The 20,007-nt window shown below is 64.6% G+C and carries 16 protein-coding genes and 1 pseudogene; 6 read left to right on the top strand and 11 right to left on the bottom strand.

Annotation, left to right across the window (positions count from 1 at the left end):
* Positions 1-103: 103 nt before the first annotated feature.
* A complete protein-coding gene (locus EV666_RS18795) occupies positions 104-721 on the bottom strand; it encodes a TetR/AcrR family transcriptional regulator (RefSeq protein WP_132009210.1) in 618 nt (205 codons plus the stop codon).
* Between the two features lie 117 nt (positions 722-838).
* On the opposite strand from EV666_RS18795, the gene EV666_RS13925 reads away from it, so the two are divergent.
* The 5 genes from EV666_RS13925 to EV666_RS13905 all read left to right on the top strand — a co-directional run bounded on the left by EV666_RS13925 (position 839) and on the right by EV666_RS13905 (position 7,615).
* Complete coding sequence (locus EV666_RS13925) at positions 839-2,020, top strand: thiolase family protein (protein WP_245514436.1); 1,182 nt, start codon at positions 839-841, stop codon at positions 2,018-2,020.
* A gap of 137 nt (positions 2,021-2,157) precedes the next feature.
* Positions 2,158-3,831 carry a long-chain-fatty-acid--CoA ligase gene (locus EV666_RS13920; protein WP_245514435.1) on the top strand — a complete coding sequence of 558 codons (1,674 nt, stop codon included), beginning with the start codon at positions 2,158-2,160 and terminating at the stop codon, positions 3,829-3,831.
* Positions 3,828-4,607: an enoyl-CoA hydratase/isomerase family protein gene (locus EV666_RS13915; protein WP_132009207.1), complete on the top strand. Its 780-nt coding sequence runs from the start codon at positions 3,828-3,830 to the stop codon at positions 4,605-4,607. The genes EV666_RS13920 and EV666_RS13915 overlap by 4 nt, the downstream gene beginning before the upstream one ends.
* 182 nt (positions 4,608-4,789) lie before the next feature.
* Positions 4,790-5,935, top strand: a complete 1,146-nt coding sequence (locus tag EV666_RS13910; protein ID WP_132009204.1) for an acyl-CoA dehydrogenase family protein — start codon at positions 4,790-4,792, stop codon at positions 5,933-5,935.
* A gap of 489 nt (positions 5,936-6,424) precedes the next feature.
* Positions 6,425-7,615 carry an ABC transporter substrate-binding protein gene (locus EV666_RS13905; protein ID WP_165910027.1) on the top strand — a complete coding sequence of 397 codons (1,191 nt, stop codon included), beginning with the start codon at positions 6,425-6,427 and terminating at the stop codon, positions 7,613-7,615.
* 306 nt (positions 7,616-7,921) lie between these two features.
* Here the strand turns inward: EV666_RS13905 and EV666_RS13900 are convergent, their stop codons facing one another.
* The 6 genes from EV666_RS13900 to EV666_RS13875 form a co-directional block, all read right to left on the bottom strand.
* Complete coding sequence (locus tag EV666_RS13900) at positions 7,922-8,545, bottom strand: TetR/AcrR family transcriptional regulator (protein WP_165910026.1); 624 nt, start codon at positions 8,543-8,545, stop codon at positions 7,922-7,924.
* A gap of 259 nt (positions 8,546-8,804) precedes the next feature.
* Positions 8,805-10,427 carry a class I adenylate-forming enzyme family protein gene (locus tag EV666_RS13895; RefSeq protein WP_165910025.1) on the bottom strand — a complete coding sequence of 541 codons (1,623 nt, stop codon included), beginning with the start codon at positions 10,425-10,427 and terminating at the stop codon, positions 8,805-8,807.
* Between the two features lie 228 nt (positions 10,428-10,655).
* On the bottom strand, positions 10,656-11,483 hold the full coding sequence (locus tag EV666_RS13890) for an SDR family NAD(P)-dependent oxidoreductase (protein WP_132009192.1): 828 nt from the start codon (positions 11,481-11,483) through the stop codon (positions 10,656-10,658).
* Between the two features lie 118 nt (positions 11,484-11,601).
* Positions 11,602-12,351, bottom strand: a complete 750-nt coding sequence (locus EV666_RS13885; RefSeq protein ID WP_165910024.1) for an SDR family NAD(P)-dependent oxidoreductase — start codon at positions 12,349-12,351, stop codon at positions 11,602-11,604.
* 57 nt (positions 12,352-12,408) lie between these two features.
* Positions 12,409-14,055: an AMP-binding protein gene (locus EV666_RS13880; RefSeq protein ID WP_132009186.1), complete on the bottom strand. Its 1,647-nt coding sequence runs from the start codon at positions 14,053-14,055 to the stop codon at positions 12,409-12,411.
* Between the two features lie 87 nt (positions 14,056-14,142).
* Positions 14,143-15,600: a flavin-containing monooxygenase gene (locus EV666_RS13875; RefSeq protein ID WP_132009183.1), complete on the bottom strand. Its 1,458-nt coding sequence runs from the start codon at positions 15,598-15,600 to the stop codon at positions 14,143-14,145.
* A gap of 613 nt (positions 15,601-16,213) precedes the next feature.
* On the opposite strand from EV666_RS13875, the gene EV666_RS13870 reads away from it, so the two are divergent.
* Positions 16,214-16,396 carry a hypothetical protein gene (locus EV666_RS13870; RefSeq protein WP_132009180.1) on the top strand — a complete coding sequence of 61 codons (183 nt, stop codon included), beginning with the start codon at positions 16,214-16,216 and terminating at the stop codon, positions 16,394-16,396.
* Between the two features lie 347 nt (positions 16,397-16,743).
* On the opposite strand, the pseudogene rhuM reads toward EV666_RS13870, so the two are convergent.
* The 4 genes and pseudogenes from rhuM to EV666_RS13850 form a co-directional block, all read right to left on the bottom strand.
* Positions 16,744-17,174, bottom strand: a pseudogene (rhuM, locus tag EV666_RS13865) (RhuM family protein).
* 411 nt (positions 17,175-17,585) lie between these two features.
* Positions 17,586-18,080, bottom strand: a complete 495-nt coding sequence (locus EV666_RS18460; protein ID WP_207906418.1) for an HsdM family class I SAM-dependent methyltransferase — start codon at positions 18,078-18,080, stop codon at positions 17,586-17,588.
* A complete protein-coding gene (locus EV666_RS13855) occupies positions 18,077-19,270 on the bottom strand; it encodes a VIT domain-containing protein (RefSeq protein ID WP_165910023.1) in 1,194 nt (397 codons plus the stop codon). Before EV666_RS13855 ends, EV666_RS18460 begins: the two co-directional genes overlap by 4 nt.
* Positions 19,263-19,625, bottom strand: coding sequence for a MerR family transcriptional regulator (locus EV666_RS13850; protein WP_132009174.1), 363 nt, complete (start codon positions 19,623-19,625; stop codon positions 19,263-19,265). Before EV666_RS13850 ends, EV666_RS13855 begins: the two co-directional genes overlap by 8 nt.
* Positions 19,626-20,007 lie beyond the last annotated feature (382 nt).

The following is a 20,007-nucleotide window of genomic DNA, read 5'->3' as shown; positions in this document are numbered from 1 at the left end:
CCTGGAGCATCTTCGGTGAGCCCGGTTCACGTTAAATACGCCATCTCCTTGAGTTGATGCATTTTATTTATGAATACCGGACTCCACTTTTCTCGAAAGAGCTCTAACGCGGCGTCACAAACTTCAGCGTCACCTCAGGCGGCGCCTCATCGCTGTCTTGCCGGAAATGCTCCCACAGTCGTTCGCCCAGCGGCTGCACCAGCTGGATCGTCATCTGCCTGAGCAGGATGGCGAAGGCCTGCTCATGTTCAGGAACCTGACTGCGCGCCGCGCCAGCCGCCCGCAGGCCCCGCACCTGGCTCAGCGTCATTTCCGCGAGCTGGCGCATGAATTCCGGATCGCCTCCCCCCAGTTCCAGCTCGGCGGTTTCCCGGCGGACATACAGCGCCAGATCGGGATTGGCCGCATACATCCTGGCGACGCTCGCATCGCGGGCGCGACCGAATTCCGCCGCGCCGCCCGTCACCGGCACCGCGTTCAGGGTGTCGGTGATCATCGCCATGACGTGCTCCTGCACCGCCAGCCGCAGGCCATCCTTGTTGCGGAAGTGGTGGACGACGAGCCCATGGGTCACCCCCGCCGCCTCGGCGATTTCCCGCAAGGTCGCCGCCCGCGCGCCCTTGAGCGCGAACAGGGCCAGGGCGGCGTTGCGAATACGCGCCCGGGCGGTGAGGTCGGCGTCGGGACGCTGGGCGTCCCCGGCTTTCGGGATCGAGGTCATGACGCATCTCTACCTGAAACAGGCGAATTGACCAAATGGATAGCCATTGATACAAATGGATAGTTCATAAACCGCGCCGCTCCCCATGCCCAGGCGCGAAAGGGAAAGGAAACGGCATTGCGTGAGGCTGTAATTGTTGACGCCATGCGAACGCCGGTTGGCAGACGCGGCGGCGCCCTTGCGGACTGGAAGGCCACCGACCTGCTGGCCGTCACCTTGCAACAGCTGGTGCAGCGCGCCGGCGTCGCCCCCGAGCGGCTCGATGACGTCATTGCCGGTTGCGGCCTGCAGAGCGGCGAGCAGGCCGGCAATGTGGCGCGGTGGGCCAGCCTCGGCGCCGGGCTGCCGGAAACGCTTCCCGGCATGACCATTGACCGGCAGTGCGGCTCCGGCCAGCAGGCGGTGCACCTGGCGGCCCAGGGCGTGCGCAGCGGCGAATTCAACTTCGCCATTGGCTGCGGCGTTGAGACCATGTCGCGCATTGATCTGGGGCCGTCGTTCAATCCGGCGGGAGGTCTGGGGCCCTGGTATGGTGAGCGCGCCCTCGCCCGGTTCGCGGGCAACCTGATGGCCCAGGGTCCCTCGGCGGAGCTGGTTACCCGCCAGTGGGGCCTGACCCGCGAAGAGCTCGACGCCTACAGCATGCGCAGTCACCAGCGCGCCAAAGCGGCATGGGACGCGGGCTGCTTCGACCGCCAGCTTGTCAGCATCGACGGCCGGCGCCCGGAAGGCGGCCCGGCGCCCATGCGCCGTGACGAGGGCATCCGCCCCGAAACCACCATGGAGCGTCTGGCGCAGCTGAAGCCGGTATTCGCTCCGGACGGCCTCATCACCGCCGGCAATTCATCGCAGATCAGCGACGGCGCGGCCGCCGTGCTGGTCGCCGATCGGGCCACGGCGGAGGCCATGGGGCTGCGCCCGCTCGCGGTGATCCGCTCCATGGCGGTGGCGGCCGACGACGCCCGCCTGCAGTTCACCGCCATCCTGCCGGCGGCGCGCAAAGCGCTGGCCCAGGCGGGCCTCGGCATCCACGACATCGGCCGCATCGAGATAAACGAGGCTTTCGCCTGCGCGCCGCTGATTTTCGCACGCGAGTTCGACGTCGATCCGGCCCGGCTCAATATCAATGGCGGCTCCATCGCCATGGGGCACCCCATCGGCTCTACCGGCGCCCGCCTGATGTGCGACCTGGCGCACGAGTTGCAGCGCAGCGGTGAGCGCTACGGCCTGCTCACCATCTGCGAGGGCGGCGGCATGGCCAACGCCACGATCCTCGAGCGCATCGACCAGACGCACTGAGCGGCCAGGCGGGACCCGAGGACCTGTCAGGCCACGCTCTGAATGATTTGCTCCAGCGCCCGCCGGCGGACCGGCGGACGCCATCAACGATAACAACAACCAGGGAAGCCGCCCCAGCGCGGCGCAGGGAGGACACCGTGACGCTCAATCTCGTCAAGGGGCGCCCGTCCACCATGGGCGACGCCTATCCCCTCAACACCACCACGCTCATCCGCCACGCCGCGCGCACCCATGGCGAGCAGGAAATCGTCTATCGCACGCCCGACGGCGGCTGGGCCCGCACCGACTACGCCAGCACTTACCGGCGCATCCGCCAGGCGGCCGGCGCCCTGCGCCGGCTCGGCGTCAACCCAGGCGACCGCGTCGGCATTCTCGACTGGAACAGCCTGCGCCACTTCGAGCTGTACTGGGCGATCCCGGGCCTCGCCGCCGTCATGCTGCAGATGAACCTTCGTCTGGGGCCAGAGGACCTGGCCTATGTCGTGCGCCACAGCGAAGCCGCGTTCATTGCTGTCGATGAAACGCTGTTGCCGGTCGCCGAGGCGATCGCGCCGCTATGCCCTGGCGTGAAGGGCTGGATTGTCATGACCGGCAAGCCCCTGTCGGAGATCAGGACATCGCTGGCGCCGCTGCATCATTATGAGGACCTGCTGGCGGCGGACGCTGGCGACATCGACTGGCCGCTGATCGACGAAACCTCCGCCTACAGCGCCTGCTACACCACCGGGACCACCGGGCGCCCCAAGGGCGTCTATTATTCGCATCGCGCCATTTACCTGCATTCCATGGCGATGGCCTCGGCCGTTGGCGCGACGTTCGACGACTGCACCATGCTGATCACCCCCATGTTCCACGGCCAGTGCTGGGGGCTGCCGCAGATGGCGACGATGATGGCCAACAAGATCGTGCTGCCCGGCCGCTACATGGCGGAGGACACGGGGCCGCTCACCGAGGCGATCATCCGGGAAGAGGTCACCATCACCAATGGCGCGCCCGCGATCTTCCAGCCAATGCTGGAGCACATTCGCGCCAGCGGGCTGAAGCCGGACTTCAGCAGGCTGCGGTTGATGTCGGGCGCGACGGAGCCGCCGCTGGCGATGATGCGCGGTTTCTACGAAGAAACCGGCGCCGAGGTGATCCACGCCTATGGCGCGACCGAAACCACGCCGCTGGTGACGATCAACCGTTTCAAGCGCGGCCTGCGCCGGTCCATGGACGCGGAGCAGCTGTGGGATCTGAAGCGCAAGCAGGGCCTGCCAATGGTTGGCGTCGACGTGCGTCTGTCCGACGATGAGGATGTCAACGACCTGCCGCATGACGGCGCCCATGTGGGCGAAATCTGCGTGCGCGGCCCGTGGATCACCACGCGCTATCATGACATGCCCGACAGCGCAGACCGTTTCACCCCCGACGGCTACTGGCGCAGCGGCGACGCCGGAGTCATTGACGGCAATGGCTACCTGAAGCTCACCGACCGCATCAAGGACGTCATCAAGAGCGGCGGCGAGTGGATCTCGTCCATCGACATGGAGAACGCCATCATGGCGCATCCGGCGGTGCTGGAGGCCGCCGTCGTTGGCGTGCCGCATCCCAAATGGCAGGAGCGCCCCGTCGCTATCGTCGTCCTGCGGGCGGGGCATGAACTCACCGCCGACGGGCTGCGCGCCCATCTCGCCGCCAGTTTCGCCAAATGGCAACTGCCGGAAACGGTCGTCTTCTCCGACAGCGTGGCGCGCACCAGCGTCGGCAAGGCGGACAAGAAACGGCTGCGCGCCGATTACGCGCATATCCATGAAGGGAGCGAACAGTGAGCGAGCCGACAGTCCTGAAGGAATTCCGCGACGCCACCGCCATCTTTACCCTCAACCGGCCCAAAGCCCTGAATGCGCTCAATGACCAGCTGATGCGCGAGATGGCGGCCGCGTTGCAGGAAGCGGACAGGGACGACGCCATTCGGGCGGTGGTCATTGCCGGCTCGGAGCGCGCGTTTTGCGCCGGCGCCGACATCACCGGGCTCGACGGCGTCGCGGTGAACGACGTGCTGGACCCCAACGGTTTCGGACGCGGCATGTTCGATATCCTGGGCGGCTATCGCAAGCCGCTGATCGCGGCGGTGCGCGGGCTGGCGTTCGGCGGCGGCTGCGAACTGGCGCTGGCCTGCGACATTGTCGTCGCCGGCGACAACGCCCGTTTCGGCGTGCCCGAGGTGGCGCTCGGCCTGCTGCCGGGCGGCGGCGGCACCCAGCGGCTGATCCACGCCATGGGCAAGCAGAAAGCCATGAAAATGCTGCTCACCGGCGACCCCATCACGGCGCAGGAGGCTTACGCGGCGGGCCTGGCCAGCGAGCTCGTGGCCGACGCGGAATGCATGGAGCGTGCGCTCGCCATCGCCACGCGCATTGCCCGCAATGGTCCGCTGGCGGTGCAACTGGCCAAGGACAGCGCCCGCGCCGCCCTGGAGATGGGCCTGACCCAGGGGCTCGCCATGGAGCGCCGCAACTTCATGCTGCTGTTCGGCACCGCCGACAAACAGGAAGGCGTCAGCGCCTTTCTGGAGAAGCGCAAGCCCAGCTTCACCGGCAAGTAACCGCAAGCATTTGACCGCAAGAACAGCTTCAGGAAGGGCGGGGCCCGCCTTTCCTGAAGAAGATACAAATCGACAGGTGAGCCCGGACGGCCAGATCGCTCGCCTGGAACGCCAGTGCTCCAGCCAAAAACAGACGACGCAATCTGGCCAGCGCCGGATCACGCCTCAGGGAGAAATCACCCATGAGCTACCGCTCCCCATGGATGAATGAGGAACTCGACCAGGTGCGGGACACCGCCAGACGGTTTCTCGAAACCGAGTCAGCGCCCCACCACGCCCGCTGGGCGAAGCAGCACATGATCGACCGCACGTTCTGGAACGCCGCGGGCGACCTTGGCCTGCTCTGCATCAGCTGCCCCACGGAATACGGCGGCGGCGGCGGAACCTTCGCCCATGAGGCCGTCGTCATGGAGGAGCAGGCGCGGGTTGGCGATGACGCCTGGAACTACTCCGTGCACAGCACCATCGTCGCCCACTACTTCGCCGCCTATGGCGCGGAGGAGCAGAAGCGCCGCTGGCTGCCCAAGCTGGCCTCGGGCGAATTCGTCGGCGCCATCGCCATGACCGAGCCCGGAACCGGCAGCGACCTGCAGGGCGTGCGCACCCATGCCCGTCGCGACGGCGACGCGCTTGTGGTCAACGGCGCCAAGACTTTCATCAGCAACGGCACGCACTGCGACCTGCTGATCATCGTCGCCCGCACTACGGACGCGCCCGGCGGCAGGGGCCTCTCGCTGCTGGTGGCGGAAACCCGTGACCTCCCGGGCTTCTCACGCGGACGGGAGCTGGAAAAGATTGGCGCCAAGGGCGGCGACCTGCGCGAACTGTTCTTCGAGGACATGCGCATTCCGGCCGAGAATGTTCTGGGCGGCGAGGAAGGCAAGGGTTTCGTGCAGTTGATGAAGCAGCTGCCGCAGGAACGCCTGTGCATCGCCGTGACCGCCGCGGCCGCCTGTGAACGGGCGGTGGAACTCGCGGTTCAATACGCAAAAGAGCGTGTGGCGTTCGGCCAGAACCTGCTGTCGTTCCAGAACACCCGCTTCGTGCTGGCCGAATGCCGGACAGAGGCCTACGCGATCCGGACGTTCGTCGATCACTGCATTGGCCTGCACCTGGAAGGCAAACTCGACGCGGCCACCGCATCGATGGCGAAGTATCTGGCGACCGAAAAACAGGGGCAGATTGTCGACCGCTGCCTGCAGGTTTTCGGAGGCTATGGCTACATGGAAGAATACCCCATCGCCCGCATGTATACGGCGGCGCGCGTCGCGCGCATTTACGGCGGCTCCAACGAGATCATGAAAGAGCTGATCGCCAGAACCCTCTGATGGGAGCCCCCTCCGATGCTTGCCCCTCCGGACGCCAGCGCGTGAAGACGCCGGCAGCCTCATTGGGTTTCGCCATGAACTCCCGGACAAAGCGCATGCCCTTCTCCGGCGTCATCCTGGCCCGCCGGCCTGTCAGCCGGCGGGCGTCTTTATGTTTGAGGCGCGCCGGCGACCCAGGCATTTCCAGGAAAATGGACTCCACCTTTCACCCGGAATAGCGTCCAACCGGAAAGACAGAGCGCTTCCGGCCACCGGATACGCTCCAGCGCGATCACGGCGTCGACGCAGCCCCTGCCCGCCGGGCCGTCGTCACCATTGAATTCCTGTATCGCGACGCTCCACTCCCTCCCGAACCTATATGCGCATGATTCAGGGTTGACGCAGCGCGCATCATACTGTTTGGTATATTTATATAACATAAAGTATGGATCCGTGTGGATCGGGGGACGAAGCATGCGTTTTGCGGGCAAATTTCTGGCGGGCTGCGCTATGGCGCTCCTGTCCGGCGCGGCGGCGATCGCGGAAACAAAACCACCGTTGAAAATTGGCGTTCTGGACGACCTGTCCGGGCCGTATGAAGATGTTTCGGGCAAGGGCTCGGTGATCGCCGCGCAACTGGCGGCCGAGGACATGAAGGAAGTGCTTGGACGCAAGGTCGAGATCGTTTTCGCCGACCACACCAACAAGGCTGACGTCGGCGCGCCGATCGCCAAGCGCTGGTTCGACGTGGACGGCGTTGAGATGATTACCGGCCTTGGCAACTCGGCGGTTGCCCTTGCGGTGCGCAACGTCGCCGCCAACGCCGGCAAGATCGACATTATCACCAACGCCGGCAGCAGCGACCTGAGCGGCAAGTTCTGCACGCCCACCTCGTTTCACTGGGTGTATGACACCTACGGCCTGGCAAAGACCATCGGCGCCGCCACGATCCGCAGCGGCGCCAAAAGCTTCTACATGATCCTCGTGGACTATGGCGTCGCCAACGCCTTGCAGCGCGATGGAACCCGGTTCGCCACGGATGCCGGCGGCAAACCCGTCGGCAGCATCCGCGTGCCGCTGAACAACAAGGACTACTCGTCGTTCATCCTGCAGGCCCAGGGCAGCGGCGCCGACGCCATCCTGCTTGGCATTGCCGGCGCCGACCTGGTGAACTTCATCAAGCAGGCGCGTGAGTTTGGCGTTTCCCAGGACAAGACGAAAATGGCGTCGTTCCTGTCCTACATCAACGACGTGCGCGGTCTTGGCATTGACGCCGCCCAGGGTCTGCTGCTTTCCGAGGCGTTCTATTGGGACCAGGACGACAAGACCCGCGCGTTCGCCAGGCGCTTCCATGAGCGCGCCAAAAAGATGCCGAACAGCATGCAGGCGGGCGTCTACAGCGCCGTCAGCCACTATCTGAAGGCGGTGCAGGCCGCCGGAACCACCGAAACCAAAGCCGTGGTCGCCAAGATCAGAAAACTGCCGGTCAATGATTTCATGTCGGACAATGTCAAGGTGCGCGAGGATGGCCGCGCCGCGCGCCCCATGTACCTCTACCAGGTGAAAAAGCCCGGCGAGCCGAAGGGCGAATGGGATGTGATGGTCCCGATCCAGAAGCTGTCGGCTGAAGAGGCGACGCGCCCGCTGTCAGAAAGCGAATGCGCCTTCGTGCAGAAGACCGGCGGACAGCAGGGCAAATGACCTGAACAGCAAACGGTTTCCGCCGGGTCCGCCATCCTCCCTGTTGGCCCGGCGGCGCCCTGCCGGCCAGACGAGCGCCCGTCTGGCCGGCATTTTATTAACGGCAGGCAATCGTCGCGGGTTCGCGTGAATGTCGGCCCCCTATCGCCAGATGGTTTCCATCCGGGCTTCGGCCGGCTGGAAGGCCCTGGGGGCGGGCGTCGCCATACAGCGATTTCTGATGGCGATTTCTGGTGATGACGACAAACCGGCAATCTGGAGCGCGACGCCCCGGCCCGCGCGGGCCATTGCCGCTCCGCCGTTACCTCAGCCGTTCGTTCGGGCCGCCGCCAGCGCGGGATGATAGCCCACGAGATTGAGCGCCAGCTGGGCGAGCGACGCCGCCAGATCTTCTGGCGACATGCGCCCCTTGTCCGAATACCAGCGATGCACCCAGCGCACCATGCCGCTGACCGCCAGCGAGGCGATGCGCGGGTCATCGACATGGAAATCGCCGCTGGCGACGCCTTCGGCGATCAGGCTGGCCAGTTTGACGTCGAATTCCCGCTGTTTGGCGCGGATGTCAGCGATTTTCTCCGGCGTGAGGTTCTTTTCTTCCTCAAGCAAGATCGCCGTGAACCGCTGGCGCTCGATGTTGCTGCGCACGTAAACGGTCACAAACGCCCGCAGCCGCTCGACGGGCGAACCATCGGTGTTGTTCAGCGGATCGGCGACGTCCTCGTAGAGATCAAAGAACGCCTGGTCAAACCAGTCTTCAAGGATCGCATATTTATTTTTGAAATAGGTATAAATAAACGGCTTGGTCACGCCGAGCGCAGCGCCAATATCGTCGATCGTTGTTTTCTGAAAACCCTTTTCATAAAAGAGCTTCGTCGCGGCCGACAGGATCAGCTCACGCTTGTATTCCCTGACCTGCTTCTTGACGCTCATGACAACCTTCCGGAGCAGCTCCGGGCGCTGCATTTCCTGTCAGATACAGCGAACCCGCGCGGAGCGCCAGTCCCGGGGGGCGAGGCCGGGACGGGTCCATCGCGGTGGACGGACCTGCCCCTGCCTGACGGCGGCGCCATTGCATGGAGGCGGCGTTTTCCGCGCCGTCCGGCCCTGCCGGCGAACGCTTCCGAACGCCCCGCCCACTGAAAACGCGCCAGCCGGCATTCCCCGCCGCTGGCGAAGCGGTGATTGGACCTCAGGCGGATGTCATCTCGTCACGGGCGCGCCTGGCCAGCATCACCCGCTGCACCTTGCCGGAAGCGGTCATCGGCAAGCTGTCCACGACCATGAGATGACGCGGGATCTTGAAGCTGGCGATCTTGCCTCTGCACGCCTTCTGAACATCCTCCAGCGTGCAATCCATGCCCGGCTTCAGGACCACGTAGGCGCATGGGGCCTCGGCGAGACGTTCGTCCGGCACGCCCACCACGGCCACCTGTTCGATCGCAGGCACAAGAGCAAGCAATTCCTGCTCCAGCGCCGCTGGCGAAACGTTCTCGCCGCCGACCTTGAGCATTTCCTTGTAGCGGCCGAGGAACTGCATGAAGCCGTCCGGTCGCAGGAAACCGCGATCGCCGGAATGCAGCCAGCCGTCGGCGTCGATGGTCTTCGCCGTCGCTTCCGGGTCGCGGAAATAGCCACGCATCACCGTGTAGCCGCGCGCCAGGATTTCGCCCTCAACGCCCGCTGGCCGGTCCGCGCCGGTTTCCGGATCGACGATCCGCACCTCGAGCCCCGGCATCGGCCGGCCGGAAGTCGTGGTGCGCTGCTCCAGGCTGTCGTCCAGGGTGCTCATGAAGACGTAGCAGCCAACTTCCGACATACCCCAGCCGGACACCGTGGCGCACAGCGCGTCCTGCGCCGCGGCGGCGACAGCGTTGGAATTCTCCATGCCGGCCGGCAGGGTGCCGAACCTGAGGCTGGAAACATCGCGCGGTTGCCGGGACTGGATCCTGAGAACGTCGGCGTAATGGGTCTCGAAGCCATGCATCGCCACCACGCGCTCGCGGGCGATGAGATCCAGAACCTCCGCCGGGTCCCAGGCGTCCATCACCACCTGATGCGTGCCGATCAGCAGCCCGGCGACGAGGTTGTCGGACAGCCCGTAAGTGTGGAAGGCGGGCAGAAAGGCCAGAACCGCCTCCCCCGCCTTAACCGGCCACAACAGGTGCCGCTCGAAAATATTTCGCACGATGCTGTGGTCGTGCATCACGCCCTTGGGATTTCCGGTCGTGCCCGACGTGAAAATGATGAGCGCTATGTCCTGCGGCGACACCATGGCGGCGGCCGCCTCCAGCTCGTGCGGCGAAACCTCGCCGGCCCTGGCGAGAAAGCGCTCCCAGGAGGTTGGCGCGTCGCCCGGCGCGTCGCCAACGATGACAACGTCCCTGAGGTGCGGAAAACCCTCCGCGCCGTTGAATTGCTTGCCGTCAAATCCCGGCAGCGCGCCCTTCAGCATGCCGGCGTATTCCACCGGGCCTGAACGCTCCACGACGAACAGCATCCTGCATTCGGCAAGTTGCAGGGCGTAGGACACGTCGTATTCGCGATAGCGGGTATTGAGCGGCGCGACGATGGCGCCGATGCGCTGGGCGGCGAGGAAGATAACCGGAAACTCGATCCGGTTGGTCATCCAGACGCCAACGACCTCGCCCTTGCGCACGCCATGCGCCAGCATCGCCCTGGCGGCCAGATCGACCTGCCTGTCCAGTTCCGCGAAAGTCAGCCGCCGGTCGCGGAAGCTGATCGCGGTCGCATCAGGCCAGAGCCGGGCGGCGCGGCCGGACAGGTCGCCGAAGCGTGTGACTGTTTCTGACACGGACGTTTTCTCCCTCAGGACCACTTCATAACATTTTTTGCACATTGGCCCGGTGTCTCCGGTCCGGGCCCATGTTCCATGGCGACAGTTTACGTTGCGCGCCGGATTGTCGCCAACGGCAATACGGGCGCCTTTCCGGCGCACCGGCGGAGAGCCAGGGGGCCTGGTTCAGCAGCAACAATTTTCGCTCTGGCGCGGGCGCAAACGCGCGGCGCCATGCGGTTCCCCCTACAGGTTGGCGTTGAACTTCTGCGCCATCAGCGCCTGGGACAGGCCGCCGTCACAGTTCAGGTTCTGGCCGGTGATGAACGACGCCATGGGCGAGGCAAGAAACACAATCGTATCGGCCAGTTCGGATGGCCGCCCCAGGCGCCCCATGGGAATGCGCGCCGCGCGCTGGCTGATGTCTTCCGGCGACAGCACCGCCCGCATCAGCGGCGTCTCGACGGTTCCAGGACTGACCACATTGACGCGCACGCCGTGGTCGACCCATTCCAGCGCCATGGTTTTGGTCAGGGCGATCAGGGCCGCCTTGCTTACACCATAGGGGCCGCCGTTGGGGTAGGCGCCGATGCCGGCCAGCGAAGCGATATTGACCACCGAACCGCATGGGCTCTGGCGAAGATGCGGCAGGCAGGCGCGCGCCAGCATGATGGCGCCCTCGACGTTGACGCGGAAGCTGCGGCGCCAGACCTCCAGGTCGCTGTCCTCCACGCGCCCGGCCTTCACCAGCGCGGCGGCGTTGACAAGGATGTCCAGCCGGCCCCACGCCGCCACCCCGGCGGCGACCGCGGCGTCGATGTCCGCCTGCTCCGCCACGTCCATGGCGACGGCGACGGCTGCGCCGCCGTCGGCCACGATGGCCGCGGCGACGCGATCCGCCGCCTCCCCGCGGATGTCGGCCACGACCACCTTGCCGCCATTGGCGGCGATGATCCGGGCCGTTTCCTCGCCAATGCCGCTGCCGCCGCCGGCGACAAGGGCCGCCAGCCCGTCAAGTTGCGACTGGCGCATCCAGGCGCGCGGGCGAACCGCCACAGGGTCGCCTTCCTGCATGTGCTCTACTCCGGTTCTGGAGGGGGCGGCCGATTTCCAGGGGGTGCCAGGAATGGCCACGGCGCCGCCGTCAGCGCCTCGAAAAATGGTGTCCGCGTCTGGAAAACCTGGCCGGATTTCAGAACTCCGCCGGCTCCGGCAGGAATTTCGCCATGGACCAGCCGCCGTCCACCGGCAGCACTACGCCGTGGATGAAGCTGGCGTTCTCCGACGCCAGGAAGGCGCAGGCCTCGCCGATCTCCTCCGGCTGGCCGACGCGGCCGAGGGGCGTGCCTTCGACCATCATGCGATTCCACCATTTGTTGTTGCGGATGCGTTCGTCAGTGCCCGGGCTCCAGATCAGCCCCGGCGCCACGGCGTTGATGCGCACGCCGTCACGGCCGAACTCGGTGGCCAGCATCGTGGTGACGCCGATGACGGCGGTTTTGGTCGGCACGTAAGCGGCGCTGACGCCAACGCCCACCAGACCGAAAGCCGAGGCGATATTGACGATGGAGCCTTTTGTCTCCTTCAGCGCCGGCAGGGCGAAACGGCACAGCCGCAGCACCGGCCGCACATTGATGGCGTAATAGCGCTCGTAGTCGTCGTCCGTGGTTTCGAGGAACGGACGGGCGTTGCCGAGGCCGGCGTTATTGACCAGGGCGTCGAGGCGGCCAAAACTGGAGAGGCAGCCGGCGATCGCCTGCTCGCAGGCCGCCGCCTCGCGCAGATCACTGGTCTGGTGGACATAGTCGGCATGGTCGGCGACCGAAGCGTCGGCCGGCTTCAGATCAACGCCGAACACCCGCCAGCCGTGTTTGAGAAACACCCGGACGATGCCAAGACCGACGCCCTGGGAGGCGCCGGTGATCAGTGCGATGCGCTTCATGAGGTTTTCTTCCCTGTCGTGGGGCCGCCCGTTTCGCCGGGGCGACGTTTTGGTCATTCAGCCCGAAAGCTTCTCGCGCCGGATACGGACGCCGGCGCGCTCGCGGTCCCAGGTGGCGTCTGTCACGCCCTCCGCCCGCAACACGTATTTCTCGATTTTCTGTGTCGGTGTGCGCGGCAGGTCCGGGACGACGCGAATGTAGCGGGGGACCATGAAATGGGCGAGGCGCGGCTGCAGGAAGCCCAGCAGCTCCGCCGGATCGATGGTTGCGCCCGGCGCCGGCGCGACGATGGCCAGCACGTCGTCCTCGGAATGTTCGCTGGGCACGCCGACCACGGCGCATTCCCGCACCGCCGGATGGGCCAGAATCTCCGCCTCCACCTCGAAGGAGGAGATGTTCTCGCCGCGCCGGCGGATGGCGTCCTTCATGCGGTCGACGAAGAAGTAGTTGCCGTCGGCGTCCCTGCGGAAAGCGTCGCCGGTGTGGAACCAGCCGTTGCGCCAGGCCGCCGCCGTCGCCTCCGGATCGCCGAAATAGCCTGAGTTGAGCGCCCAGGGCGCGTCGCTGCGGACAATCAGTTCGCCGGTCTCTCCGGGCGCGACCTCGCGGTCCTGGGCGTCGACGATGCGCAGTTCGTTGCCGGGGCGCGCCTTGCCGCAGGTCCCCGGCGTCGCCGGATTGCGCTCCGAGACGATCGGCGTGTTCAGTTCGGTCATGTTGAACAGGGTCCACACATCGACGCCGAAGCGCCCGGCGAACGCCTGCGAGTCGCCCGGCAGCGGAATCATGGTGACCTTGCGCAGCGTATGCCGCCGGTCTTCCGCCGACGGCGGGCGCTTCATGAGGAAGCTCGACATGACGCCGAGCAGGATGCAGTAGGTCGCCTGCGTGGCGTGCACCGCCGGCCAGAACCCATCCGTGCTGAAATCGCCGCCAAGCCCGACGGCGCCGCCGCGATCGAGCATCAGCAGCACCGGCAGGGTCCCGCCAATGTGGAAAAACGGCAGGAAGCACAGCACGCTGTCGGTTTCGTCCAGCATGGGATATGAGGCCGGCCCGCCCATGTGCCACATGTGGGCGTAGGAGCTGACCACGCCCTTCGAACGCCCGGTCGTGCCAGAGGTATAGATGATGGATTGCGGGTCCCACGGCTCGATCGGCCGGGCCAGCGGCGGCAGTTCCGCTGCGTCGCGCGCCACGGCGGCGAGCGGCGCCAGCTCCACGCCCTCGATGACCGTATCCGCTCCGCCCTTCGCTCCGCCCTGCACGACGATGGTGCGGATGGCGCCGCGATCGACGTCCTGCAGCCGTCCCAGCAGTTCGCCGGAGGCGACCAGCACCGAGGCCCCGCCATTGGCCAGCACATGGGCAAGCACGCCGCCGCGGTAAGCGGTGTTGATCGGAACGTAGACGGCGCCGAGCCAGTTGATGGCGAACCAGACCCGGACGATACCAACCGTGTTGGGCAGCCACACATTGACGTTGTCGCCCTGCTTCACGCCGAGCGCGGCGAGGCCGGCGGCCAGCTCCTGCACCGATCGGCAGAACGCCTGGTAGGCAATGTGCGAGCCGTCCGGAAACCGCAGGAACGGCCGGTCGGGATGCAGGGCGGCGCGGCGTTCCAGCACGTAGCGCAACACCGCTTCATTGCGGTCGGGCGCGCCGACAGCGCGGCCCGGGCGATCTGCTGACTCGGTCTGCAATGCGGATAATCCCCGATGTGTGCAGGTTCTGGCCCGGGCTTAACGCCGCGCCGGCGGAGTATGGCGCCAACCTGGAAAGGCGCCGGCTCAGGCGACTTTCAGTTCATCAATGCGCGGCGCGCCCAGGTCCGCCTCGAAACGGGCGTAGGTCCACGGCCACGACACGACGTTGCCCTGCCTGTCGAAATACCAGCTGGTGCAGCCGCCGGTGGCCCAGACCGTATGTTTGATCGCCTCCGACACCTCGGCGTTGAACGCGTCGGTCGCTTCGCGGGTTGGTTCGATTTCGCGGCATTTGCCGTCCGCCAGCATCCGCACCAGCTGCATGGCGTAGCCGATCTGCACCTCCGCCGTGCGCAGGTAGGAGAAATTGCCGATGGGGCTGTTGGGGCCGCCGATGAAGAACAGGTTGGGGAAGCCCGGCGCGGCCACGGAACGGTAGGCCTGGCAGCTGTCCTTCCACTGCTCGTTCAGCGTGACGCCGTCGCGGCCTGTGATCACCGCCGGGCGGAAGAAGGCGAAAGGATCGAAGCCGGTGGCGTAGACGATGACGTCCAGCTCATGCAGCGCGCCGTCCTTGGTGCGCACGCCGCCCGGCTCGATGCCGGCGATCGGCGTATCCACCAGATGGGCGTTTTCCTTCTGGATGGCCGGATAAAACTTGTCCGAGACGATCAGGCGCTTGCAGCCGGCCTGGTAGTCCGGGGTCAGGCGGCGACGCAGCTCCGGGTCGTGAACGTTGTTCTCAAGATTCTCCCGGCAGGCGCGGGCCATTTCGGCCAGGCCCTCGTCGTTGGCGCCCACCAGCGCCGAAGCGAAACGGTTATTGAAGATGTCGTTCAGATGTTCATACAGCTGGTCCATCTTCTGCGGATCGGCGCGGAACTGCTGCTTCTTCTCTTCGGGGAAGGGATTGTTCGGCACCGGGGTGATCCACTGCGGCGTGCGCTGGAACAGCGACACCGAGGCGACCTGATCGACGATGGCCGGCACGATCTGGGTGGCGGTGGAGCCGGTGCCGATGACGCCGACGCGCTTGCCGGCGATGTCCAGGCTCTGGTCCCAGCGCGCGCTATGGAAGGCCGCGCCGGCGAAGCTGTCACGGCCAGGAATGTCCGGCAGCACCATCTGGTGCAGGATGCCGGTGGCGAGAATCACGGCGTTGTACAGGCCCTGGTCGCCCTGCGAGGTCACGACGCGCCACAGGCCGTCGCCAACATATTCCGCCGTCTTCATTTCGTTCGACAGGCGGACATGGTCGAGCACGCCAAGATCCCCGGCGACCTTGCGGAAATAAGCGTGAATCTCGGCGGCCGGCGCGTATTCGTGACTCCATTCGGCGTTGGGCGCGAAGGAATAGCGATAGAGGTGCGAAGGCACGTCACAGGCCAGGCCCGGATAACGGTTATCGCGCCAGGTGCCGCCCACATCATCGGCGCGCTCGAATATGTCGAATGCGACGCCCGCCTGCCTGAGCTGGACGCCCGTTGCAATGCCCGACGCTCCTGCGCCAATGACGGCGACCCTGAAGGGAGTGCTTCCCATGGCTGTTCTTCCCGCTTGCCTGACAGATTTCAATGAGGCGATACAACTAATTGGTACTTAAATATACCGATTAGTATGTTTCGCACAAGCCCCCCCCTTCGGCATGCGGTCTTCCAGATGAAGAATGGGAACGGACTGGTCCGCTGCTGCCCTCGGAGCGAGGACGAGGCGGACCAGTCCATTCGTGGCGCCGCCCGCCACGAGGCGGCAGCGGGATAGTTCCCGACCATAGCAAACACAGGACCCAGCGACGCTCATTTGGTCGTGGCCCTCACCGTCCTCAAAAGGGATACGTACCCAGGTGGAAGGCCCGAGCATTATCAACAGGGTTGGGCGGCGGCGAATCCAGTGCCAGCAGCGGCGGCAGTGCCATTCCCGGCTTCCTGAACGGGTTTTCCGACGGTGGCTTCACAGGCGCGGGCGGCCGCAATGATCCCAAGGGCGTCGTTCATGGGGGCGAGTACGTCTTCAGCAAGGCGGCCGTTCAGCGGAAGGGTCTACAAAATCTGGAGTCCATGCACCGAGGAGCACTGCGAGGCTATGCGGGGGCGGCTTTGTTGGCCCGCGTATTCCGACCGTTGTTGCGTCAGCCGGGCGTGGCGCGGCGCCTATCGTGAACATCACGAACAATGCGCCGTCGCAGGTTTCCGCGACCACCGGCCCCAATGGCGAGCTGAACATCAGTGTTGAGAAGATGGTCGACGGCGCGCTGGCGTCGCAGATGGGCGGCAGTGGCCGTGGTGTGTCCGCCAAGCTGCTCCAGGTCCGTATGAGCCGGGCTAACCTCCGGGGGTAATGGGATGCATGGCCGCTGGAAGGCGGCCATGCTGCTGATCTGCTTATTTGCGACGTGCCTTAGGTAGATTCCTGGCCTGACGAGCAAGCTCCGCAATTTGCTCGTCAGCCTCCTGATGGCGCAGTACTTTTCGGTGCTGATCAAATTTTGCATACTGGTCTTCGGCAAAACGCTTCGCGTCCGACGCCTTAACCGTTCCGCCAGATTTTAGGACGACGCGCCCGAGTTGGCTTGGCTGCTGATCCAAGAGCCGTGTGCATCTGCCAAAACAATCAGCCTACCAAGATCCAGCTGGTCTTCAAAAATATCTAGCAGAATGCGGTTCAGTTCTTTGATCTCTCCGTCAGTCAGATAATTTTTTGACACCGAAACGTTGGTTTTTGGATGTTATCATTCTGCCAAGTTTCCAATCCCATATTCAGAGCTTTGTAGTTTGCCCTTTCCTTCACAATCTCAGCAGGAGTGTGGGAGGTAACAGCGTAAACAAGCTTGGCTTGGGTTTTTTGATAAAAAGCACGGGCCGCTTCTGTTGTGCCGTCATAGTCTTGGCACATGGCGCAAATTCTGCGGAGTTCCGATAAACGTTGGCTGCGTCCGAGCGAATATCTCGAATGATTTCCCGGAGCTCCGCAACGCGGTCGGCATTTTCTGGTTGTTTGAATCTCGGGGCATCGATAACAAACCCCTTCTTTGCAAATTGAACCAGAATGCCCGTTGCCCACCTCCGAAAGATCGTGGCCTGGGCTGAAGACACCCGATAACCTACCGAAATCACCATATCGAGAGAGTAAATTGAGACCGGCCTGGTCGCGCCAGGGCGAGGAAGCGCAAGGTGGCTGCCTGAGCCAGAGAGATGGCCTGACACCACCAGGCCAGATGTGCCGGGGCAAGCGGAGGAGACACGCAATGGCCCGGGCGGGCATCAGAAAATCAGAAGGGTTGATATTTGGGTTGACCCCACTCGCCAAGTTGGATTTCTGCTTAAAATCAACGACCTAGGCGAATTAAATGGCGGAGAGGGGGTCCTCGCAGTGTTTGTCCAACTATTTGAAAGCATGCAGTATTTTTCGGAGGGTCGGGTGCAGCCCTAGCGCCGGTCCTAGCGATAAAATTCATGTGGATTTTTGCTGGAACTAGTCGGCAGCTTTGCGCCCCATTTCCGCCGTTCGGTTGGATGCTAGGTGTTTAGCTAGGCCCTTCCCGCAAGCCGACATCGCTTGACGCCTAGCGGGGTGCCGGTCGATTGCTTGGGCTTACGTGTTCGAATCCCGTTCGGCCCGCCACTTGCCCTCGCGAAAGCGTTCTCCCCCTCCGGCTGCGGCCGGATTTTTCCGTTGTTTTCGAGGGTTATGCGGGAGGGGCTGACCACGGCCATCTTTCCGGTCTGCTTGAGGCTGGCCAACATGTGCTGGGCAAACATCAGGTCGGCCTTCTTGCCCGTCGTAGGGCACCAGCCGAAGCGGAACCGGTCGCCAAACTGGATGCCGCGCTTGGTGTAGTTCTGGCTGAAGGGCGGATTTGCGATCACCCGGTCGAACCGCATGAGGCGGCCGTCCTCGATATGTTTCGGATCAACGAGTGTATCGCCGTTCCGGATGTCGGCGTCAGGGATGCCGTGGAGTAGCAGGTTCATCCGGCAGATGGCCCAGACCGCGCCGTTGTCCTCCTGGCCATAGAGGCTCAAGCGCCGGCCATCATGCTGCAGGGCGTATTCGTAAGGCGCCCGACGTTAGCCTCCAGCGCGTCGTCACCGACCAGCACCACCGTGAACCGCCGTCCACTATTGGCGAGCGCCTGAACGTCGAGCGCATGGCTCAGACCGTCGGTGACTACAATAATCTCCCGCGCCGCTGAACCGGCCAGCGCATATTCAATGGCCGTGCCGATCTCGGTACCGCCCTGAGGCTGACCCAGTCTTTCTATGGCTTTGGCCAATGAGACTTCTGCCTTCGAGACGCGCTCGCACGTGTGGTCGAACTGCCAGAGCTCTATCCGATCACCGGGATGCAGAGCCCGCGCCGCCTCTGCGAGGCCAGCCTTGACCGCTTCGTGTTTGGACAATCGACCGCCCGGGCCTAGCAGGGAGGCTGCGCTTCCCATGGAGCCAGACCGGTCAACCAGAACCGCAGCGTCGATATCCGCTCCCTCGATGGCATCAGGCGCGACAGAGACAGTCGCGATTCGTCCGTCAGCCGCACTGCCGCGGCTCACCCCCCAGACATCGCCCGTGACCTCGATATCCACGGGCGCATCCAGCCGAAGCCTAGTCTGCCCCTCAGCCAGGCCACGAACCCTGACGTCTGCACCGCCTGCGTCGACCTCAATCTCCGCTTCATGGGTCACTTGCGGTGAAGTGATCAGGTCGTCGGCGTCGCCGAGCGGCGAACAGCCATAGACATCCCCCAAAGTGGTGGGGATCCGGAGAAGTGCCCTGGTCCCGCCCTGGGACTGCAGCGGCATGATCCAGCGATGGGTGACGGTGATCTCGGCTCCCGGCGGGATGTGGCCGATCGACAGCATATGCACGCCGCGAACCAGTTCCTCGTGCAGGATCGACAACCGGCCCTCGTCGATGCCCTGCTCATAAGTCTCCCGCGCTACAGTCCGCGGCTCAGCACGGGCAAGTAGTGTGCGTCCCCCGATGTCCGCGGAGAGGTGGCACAGCGTGGCGTGGATCGGCACCGGGAAGGTGATGGTCGTCTCGATCGAGGTGTCCGCGCTGTTGCGGAAGCGCTGCTCACGGTTCACGAGAGCCAGCCCGCCGCGGATCGTGACCCGCATGCGCTCCCCAATCAACGGCGTGCCGGAGTGAGCCGGGCAAATTCCGCTCAGGTGCTGGGCGACGACTTGCGAGGTTTCATAGGGGCTAAGCATCCGCGCCATCCTCCGGAGCGATCAGGTCGAGAACCTGTTTGAGCGTGTGGAGTATGTCGTCTGCGTTTGGTGGCCGGACGACCTTTTGTGGATCGATGATCAGCGTGATCCCAGGGGCAATCTGGACTGGCACGCTGTCGCCCGCGGTCCCTGCGACGATTTCCTTCACCCTAGAGGCGGACAGGCCAAGCCCACGCAAGGACAGGTAGCGCCGGATGCCGCTGAGGTGATCTTCGCCATAATCTGCGTTTGCCCGGCCGCCGCGTGGCGGTGGAATGACGCCCTCTGCGACCAGAAACCGGACGAACCGCGCCGTGACGCGTTCGTCCGCTGCGCTGGCCAGAAGCTGTTTCATGTTCACTCGACGACGCCTTTTTGACAGCGTGGATGTCAAAATATGCGGGAGGCGACCACGCGTCAATCTATTTTGACATTTTTCCTGTCATAAGGGTAAGGCGCTAATCGAGGGACACTCGCCTGCCGCGAGGTGAGGGGCCATAATAGCGCAGGGACCAACATGGCGTCGGACAACGCAGGCCTTCAGCGGCGGCTCTGGCCCAAAAAGGCCCGCTTGATGTTGAACAAATCTTTCCCTTCAGTCAGCGCTCCCACCGAACTCTGACGTCACTGACGCCCCCCTCAGGTGCGGATTCCACGGATGATGGGCATCGATTCCACGCGATCGTGGGCATGGATTCCACGGCATCGTGGGCATCGATTCCACGCCTCGGGCAGCC

Source organism: Camelimonas lactis, assembly GCF_004342915.1.
GTDB lineage: Bacteria > Pseudomonadota > Alphaproteobacteria > Rhizobiales > Beijerinckiaceae > Camelimonas > Camelimonas lactis.
This window is presented reverse-complemented; position numbering and strand designations above follow the sequence as displayed.

Excerpts from the sequence above, each read along its gene's own strand:
- EV666_RS13875 (WP_132009183.1), bottom strand. The coding sequence starts at position 15,600 with ATGGGAAGCACTCCCTTCAGGGTCGCCGTCATTGGCGCAGGAGCGTCG.
- EV666_RS13900 (WP_165910026.1), bottom strand. The coding sequence starts at position 8,545 with ATGAGCGTCAAGAAGCAGGTCAGGGAATACAAGCGTGAGCTGATCCTG.
- EV666_RS13890 (WP_132009192.1), bottom strand. The coding sequence starts at position 11,483 with ATGCAGGAAGGCGACCCTGTGGCGGTTCGCCCGCGCGCCTGGATGCGC.
- EV666_RS18795 (WP_132009210.1), bottom strand. The coding sequence starts at position 721 with ATGACCTCGATCCCGAAAGCCGGGGACGCCCAGCGTCCCGACGCCGAC.
- EV666_RS13855 (WP_165910023.1), bottom strand. The coding sequence starts at position 19,270 with ATGCTTAGCCCCTATGAAACCTCGCAAGTCGTCGCCCAGCACCTGAGC.
- EV666_RS13910 (WP_132009204.1), top strand. The coding sequence starts at position 4,790 with ATGAGCTACCGCTCCCCATGGATGAATGAGGAACTCGACCAGGTGCGG.
- EV666_RS13905 (WP_165910027.1), top strand. The coding sequence starts at position 6,425 with ATGGCGCTCCTGTCCGGCGCGGCGGCGATCGCGGAAACAAAACCACCG.
- EV666_RS13885 (WP_165910024.1), bottom strand. The coding sequence starts at position 12,351 with ATGAAGCGCATCGCACTGATCACCGGCGCCTCCCAGGGCGTCGGTCTT.
- EV666_RS13850 (WP_132009174.1), bottom strand. The coding sequence starts at position 19,625 with ATGAAACAGCTTCTGGCCAGCGCAGCGGACGAACGCGTCACGGCGCGG.